The organism is Deltaproteobacteria bacterium, assembly GCA_003696105.1.
GTDB lineage: Bacteria > Myxococcota_A > Polyangia > Haliangiales > J016 > J016.
On sequence record RFGE01000330.1, the window covers coordinates 1 to 6,541 of the forward strand.

The 6,541-nt window shown below is 71.3% G+C and carries 5 protein-coding genes; 2 read left to right on the top strand and 3 right to left on the bottom strand.

Annotated elements, in window-relative coordinates; translation table 11 throughout:
* Positions 1-24: 24 nt before the first annotated feature.
* From amt to D6689_20635, 3 genes are all read right to left on the bottom strand, one after another.
* Complete coding sequence (gene amt, locus D6689_20625) at positions 25-1,353, bottom strand: ammonium transporter (GenBank protein ID RMH37857.1); 1,329 nt, start codon at positions 1,351-1,353, stop codon at positions 25-27.
* Between the two features lie 205 nt (positions 1,354-1,558).
* Positions 1,559-2,878, bottom strand: coding sequence for a hypothetical protein (locus tag D6689_20630; GenBank protein RMH37858.1), 1,320 nt, complete (start codon positions 2,876-2,878; stop codon positions 1,559-1,561).
* Between the two features lie 68 nt (positions 2,879-2,946).
* On the bottom strand, positions 2,947-3,378 hold the full coding sequence (locus D6689_20635; protein RMH37859.1) for a YjbQ family protein: 432 nt from the start codon (positions 3,376-3,378) through the stop codon (positions 2,947-2,949).
* Positions 3,379-3,448: 70 nt separating this feature from the next.
* Here D6689_20635 and D6689_20640 point away from each other — a divergent pair, with 70 nt between their 5' ends.
* Together D6689_20640 and D6689_20645 are read left to right on the top strand one after the other, a co-directional pair.
* Positions 3,449-5,704, top strand: coding sequence for an ATP-grasp domain-containing protein (locus D6689_20640; GenBank protein RMH37860.1), 2,256 nt, complete (start codon positions 3,449-3,451; stop codon positions 5,702-5,704).
* Positions 5,705-6,100: 396 nt separating this feature from the next.
* The gene (locus D6689_20645; GenBank protein ID RMH37861.1) at positions 6,101-6,421 is read left to right on the top strand and encodes a hypothetical protein; all 321 of its coding nucleotides are present in this window, start codon (positions 6,101-6,103) and stop codon (positions 6,419-6,421) included.
* Positions 6,422-6,541 lie beyond the last annotated feature (120 nt).

Sequence of the window (6,541 nt, forward strand, 5' to 3'; positions counted from 1 at the left end):
CCCGCCGCCCGTCCGTGCCGTCCGTCAGCCGCGAGGGGTCGCCGCCGGGACGAGGTCCGCGTCCGGTGCGGCTTCGCGCGCGAGGGCGGCGGCCAACCGGCTGTCGCGCTCGGGCGCCTCCGGATAGGCCTCCATCCCGTGTTCCGCCAGGTCGAGCCCGGCGAGTTCGTCCTCCTCCGACACGCGGATGCCGATCGTCCGCTTGAGCGCGAACCACACCGCCACCGCGATCGGGAACACGAACGCGCCGACGGCCACCGCGCCGAGCGCCTGCGTACCGAGTTGCGCGAGGCCGCCACCGTACACCAGCCCCTGGCCCTCGAAGCCGCCGACTCCGCGATGGCCGAACACGCCGACCATCAACGTGCCGAACACGCCGCACACCAGGTGCACCGACGTGGCGCCCACCGGATCGTCGATGCGCACGCGGTCGAACCACATGACCGCCTCGATCACGAGCACGCCGGCGATCGCGCCGATCGCCGCGGCCCCTTCCAGTTCGACCACCGAGCAGCCGGCGGTGACGCCGACGAGGCCGCCGAGCATCCCGTTGACGATCAGCGTGAGATCGGGCTTGCCGGCACGGACGTAGGACCACAGGGTCGCCGACACCGTGCCGAACGACGCCGCGAGCGCGGTGGTCGCACAGATGTGGGCGATCGCCTCGGGGTCGGCGGCGAGTTGGCTGCCGGCGTTGAACCCGAACCAGCCGAGCCACAGGATCATGCCGCCGAGGAACACCAGCGGCATGCTGTGGCCGGGGATCGGCTGCACGGCACCGGTCGCCGAGTACTTGCCCAGCCGCGGGCCGAGCAGCATCGCGCCCGCCAGCGCGGCCCAGCCGCCGACCGAGTGCACGACGGTCGAGCCCGCAAAATCGGTGAATCCGCGGGCGGCGAGCCAGCCGTCGGCGCCCCACACCCAGTGGCCGACGATCGGATAGATGGCCGTGGTGAGGACGACCGAGAACACCAGGAACGCCTTGATGTGGATGCGCTCGGCCACCGCCCCCGACACGATGGTGGCGGCCGTGACGGCGAAACACAATTGAAAGAAGAACACGGCGGCCAGCGGCAGCGATCCCGGCTCCGCGTCGAGCCCGGACAACAGCCAGCCCTCGGTGCCGGCGAAGCCGCTGCCGCCGCCGAACATCAGACCGTAGCCGACGGCCCAGTAGCCGATCACGCCGAACCCGAACACGATGAAGTTCTTCGCGAGGATGTTGACCGTGTTCTTCGAGCGGGCGAGGCCGGACTCCACACAGCCGAACCCCGCGTTCATGAAGAACACGAGCGCGGCGCAAAGCAGCACCCACACGGTGTCGAGCATCAACTTGACGTCAGCGGCTTCCATCTAGATCCTCCTGTGCAGCGGGCGGCGCCGAGCGCCGGTATCGCTGGCTGCTCCCCCAAGGAGGTATCAGGCGCGTGTTTCGCGCGTGTTGCTCGCGGGTAAAAGCTCGTGGCGCGCGCGATGAGCGCCGCTCGCCGGCCGCGGGCGAGCGCGGCGGACGCGCGGCGAGGCGGTGCGGCCCGGCCGCGGGCGCCGCCGCCCCGCGCTACAGGTCGACGCGGCCCGGCACGTAGTCCACCGCCGCGGTGCCGGCGTCGGGATCGAGGCGCGGCGCCGGCGCCGCCGCATCGCCCGCTTCCGGAACGACCAGCTCCCCCGCGGCCTCCCGTGCGAGGATGTCGGTGATCACCGCCACCTGCTCGCGCGACGCCTCCGTCCACACGGTGCGGATGCCGCGGTCTTCGAGCGACGCGTTCTTCTGGTGTGCGGCCAGCGCCTTGTCGAGGAACTGCCGGGACAACCGGTGGACCTCCTTGACGTACAGGTCGGCCGCCTCGGGTCCCAGGCGCGGGGGAATCGGCGCGCGCACCAGCGCGTCCCAGTACTGCTTGTACATCGACGCCAGCTGGTAGCCGGCAGCGCTCGCCCAGTAGGGGTTGCCGACCTCGACCGTGGCCAGATACCGGTCGTACGCGATGAGCAGGCGGTCCGCCTTCGCGTCGAGGTCGCGCTTGGTCTGCTTGTCCGGCAGCCGGATCGGGATCGCGAGAAACTCGCGGTGCGGAATCTGCGCCAGGTAGTAGTGGCACATGGCGACGTAGTAGTCGGTGTCGAGCACGACCCGGTCGCGGATGTCGTCGTAGTACGCGAGCGCGGAACGCAGCACGTCCTCGGCACCCGGGTAGTCGCCGCTCTCGATCAGGACGTAGCCGAGTCGAGCGAGCGCCTCGATGCGCGCGCCGTCGGACAGATCGTCTCGCGCGAGCAACCGCTCGAGCGCCGCCGTCGCCTCCCCCCACCGTTCGAGTTCCGCGAGCACGGCGGCGAGCCGGAGCGCGCCGTCGATCGCATCGGCCGCGCGCGCCGCCGGCGATTCGGCCAGCTCGCGGTACCGCGCGATCGCCCGGTCCCACTCGCGCCGCTGTTCGTGCGCGAGGCCGGCGTTGAACAGCGCGGCGGGAACGAGCGCCGAGTCGGGGAAGTCGGCCAGCAGTTGGTCGTAGTAGCGCAGCGCCTCGTCGGCGCGCCCGCCGGCGAGCGCCTCGTTGCCCGCATCCAGCAGGTCGCCGGCGTCGTAGGCGACGACGCGCTCGGCGCCGGTGTCGTCCGTGACGACGTCGATGCGCATCGGCTCGAACCGGTACACCCGCGGGGCGGCCGGCGGCTCGGCGCGGGGCGTCGCGCCGGCGGGCGGCTCGGCGCGGGCGGACTTCACAGCGGCCGGGACGCGAACGGCCGGGCGCTGCACGCCGCCGCACGCGGCGATCCCAGCCAGCGCGACGGCGGCCGCGGCGCGCGCGCGCGGCACCCGATGCGTCGAGCGACGGTTCGGCGGTGCGACGGCGGTGGCATTCGGCTCGACCATGGCGATACGGCGTGCCGCCCGGCCGGCGGTCCGCCGCCGGTCAGTGTAGCCGCGATCCGACCGGCCGCCTACGGCGCGGCTCGCCGCGGGGCCGCGTCGGCGACCGCGCGCACCAGCACGCGGCGTTGGCGGGGCCCGTCGAACTCGCAGAAGAACACGGCCTGCCACTGGCCGAGCACCGGCTTGCCGCCGTCGACGACGACCGTGAGCGACTGGCCGACGATCGCCGCCTTGATGTGAGCGTCGACGTTGTCGTCGGCGTGCCGGCCGCTGCCGACGTCGCGCGGAACGAGCGCGCGCAGGTGCGAGAGCATGTCGGACTTGACGCTCGGGTCGCTGTTTTCCTGCAGTGCGATCGCGGCGGTCGTGTGCGGCACGAATACGACCGCGAGCCCGCTGGTCACGCCGGTGTTGCGGATCGCATCGCGAACGAGCCGCGTGATGTCGATGAGCTCTTCGCGCGTCGTGGAGCGAACGTCGATCGTTTCGTGCACCGCCATGCGATCCGTTTACCACGGAAAGAACTTGCACTGACTGTCACACTCGTCTGATAAAGGAAGAACATTCATCATGAAGGTCGCGTTCACGCACAACCTGCGCCTGTCCGACTCGGAAGAAGAAGCCGAGTTCGATACTGCGGAAACGGTCGACGCGATCGCCAGCGCCATCGAGGCGGCCGGCCACGAGGTCGACAAGATCGAAGTGTCCGGCTCCGCGTCCAATCTGCTCGAACGGCTCGAGTCGTCGGACCCGGACATCATCTTCAACACGGCCGAGGGCGCGCGCGGGCGCATGCGCGAGGCGTTCTACCCGACCCTGTTCGAGGAACTCGGCGTGCCGTACACCGGGTCGGACGCCTACACGCTCACGCTCACGCTCGACAAGTGGCTGTCGAAGGTCGTGCTGTCGCAGTACGGCATCGACAGCCCGCGCGCGCGCCTGGTGACGGACGCGAGTCTCGCGCAGGTGGTGGAAGGCGGCGTCGGCCTCGCGTTTCCCGTCATCGTCAAGCCGAACTACGAGGGGTCGTCCAAGGGCATCGGCACCGATTCGGTCGCGCACGACCACGCCGCGCTGTGCCGGCTGCTGCGCGCCGGGCTGCGCGCCTACCCGGACGGCGTCCTGGTCGAGGAGTTCATCTCCGGCATCGACGTGTCGATCGGATACATCGACGGCGTCGGCCACGACGACGGCCTGCTGATGCCGGTCGAGCACATCGTCGACCCCGACCACGAAAACCCGTACAACGTCTACGACTACCGCCTCAAGATCCTCGAGCCGGGCGCAGTCAAGTTCCGCTGCCCGGCGGACATCCCCCGCGACGTCGCCGCGCGCCTGCGCGCCATCAGCCACACCGCCATCCGGGCGCTCGGCATCAAGGACCTGGCGCGCATCGACTTCCGCATCGGCGACAACGACCGCATCTACCTGCTCGAGGTCAACGCGCTGCCGTCGCTGGAGCGCCAGTCCTCGATCGTCGCGGCCACGGCGCAGTACCAGCTCAGCTACGACCAGACCATCCAAGCGGTGCTCAATGCGTCGGCGATTCGCCAGGGGGTCGCCACTGCAGGCGAACTCGGCCTGCGCCGGCGGCGCCGCCGCGGCCGGACGATCAAGGTCGGCTTCACGTACAACGTCAAGCGCGAGCACGAAACCGACGAGCACGCCGAGTTCGACCCGCCGGACACGATCATCGCCATCGCGAACGCGCTCGCTCGCCAGGGCCACATCGTCGTCCACCTCGAGGCCACGCCCGACCTGCCGCGCGTCCTCGCCGAGGCCGACGTCGACCTCGTGTTCAATATCGCCGAGGGCGTCGAGGGCCGCAACCGCGAGGCGCAGGTGCCGGCACTGTGCGAGCTGCTCGGCATCCCGTACACGGGCAGCGACTCGGCCACCCTCGCGATCGCGCTGGACAAGGCGCTGGCCAAGAAAGTGCTCATGCAGCACGACATCTTGACGCCGGCGTTCCAGGTCATGGAGACCGGACGCGAGCGCCTGTCACCCGACCTGCGGTTCCCGCTCATCGTCAAACCCAATGCCGAAGGTTCGTCCAAGGGAATCGGGTCGACCAACGTGGTCGACAACGAGGACGAGCTGCGCGAGGCGGTCCAGAACCTGCTCGAGCGCTACAAGCAGCCGGTGCTCGTCGAGGAGTACATCAAGGGCCGCGAGTTCACGGTCGGCCTGCTCGGCGACAAGCGGCCGCGCGTCCTGCCGCCGATGGAGATCATCTTCCGCGACAAGTCCATCGAGCGGCCGGTATACGACTACGTGGTCAAGCAGGAGTGGGAAAAGCACGTCTACTACGAGTGCCCCGCCAAGCTGACCCCCACCGAGTTGCGCGCCATCGAGAAGATCGCGCGCGAGACGTTCTGGGCACTGGACTGCCGCGACGTCGCTCGGGTCGACCTGCGCATGGCGGACGACGGGCAGATCTACGTCCTCGAGATCAACCCGCTGCCGGGGCTCACGCCCGACTACTCGGACCTGGTCCTGATCGCGCGCGCCGTCGGCATGGACTACGACGAGCTCATTGCCGAAGTCATGCTCGGCGGTCTGCGCCGGCTTCGCGAGAAATGGCGCGAGGAGCGCGAACTCGAACGCGAAGCGGCCATGGCCGAGCAGCACAAGAAAAAGGCCAACGGCGCGCGCAAGCAGGCCGGAAATGGTGCCGGGCGGAAGGACGACCGCAAAGACGACAAGGACCGCGCCGCCAAAGCGGCCGCCCGACGGCGCGCGCCGACCAACGGCAATGGGAACGACACCGCAGACGCCGACGTGGACGTGTCCGCCGAGGTGCCCAGTTCCGACTCGCTGCACTGAGCGAGCGGCGGAACGGCAGCGAGCGCACCCGGCGAGCGCCTCGGCAGCGCCGCTCCGGGCGACGCGCTCCGAGCGACGGACGATGGCGCCGTGCCCTGCCTGGCGAGCGCTCCGGGCGACGCGCTCCGAGCGACGGACGATGGCGCCGTGCCCTGCCTGGCGAGCGCTCCGGGCGCGGGACGCGTGCGGTGCCGCCGGCTCGTACCCGGCTTCCGCGCGCCCGCACGCGCCGAGTCCGGCGCGATCGCGGCGAGGCCGCGGCACACCGGGCGCGGTCGGGACGTCGAGGGCACACGCTACCGGCGCGAAGGACGACGCCACGGCCGCCCGGGCCGACCGGCAGTCACGCGAACCCGATCGATCGCCTAGGCGAACACGACCACCGAGGGGGACCGCATGGCCACTGCAAATTCGACGGCGCAGCCGCGCGAAGCCGAGCGCGCACGGGTAACCCTGCTGTACATCCGCGAGCCGGCCGCTCCCCGAGCGGCGCTCGACGCGCGCGTCGCGACGATCGCCGCCCGCCACGCCCCGCACGTCGCGGTCGTACCGGTGGCGCCCGGCGACGTGCCCGCGCCGTACGCGCGGTGGTCCGCCTGGGCGCCATGCGTGCTCGTGCTGCGCGACGGAGCGATCGTGGGCGAGGCCATCGGCGCATCCCTGCCGGTCCGCGAACTGGACCGCGTGGTCCGCTGCGCCGTCGAGTGGCGCCGCTAACCCGCGGCGCGCGGCTCCGCGGCGAGACAGCGACGTATCGCCGCCGCGGGCGCCGCCCGCGCGCCGCATCCTGCCGCCCGCGGCGCCCGCGCGCCGCATCCCGCGCCACCGCCCGCGCCG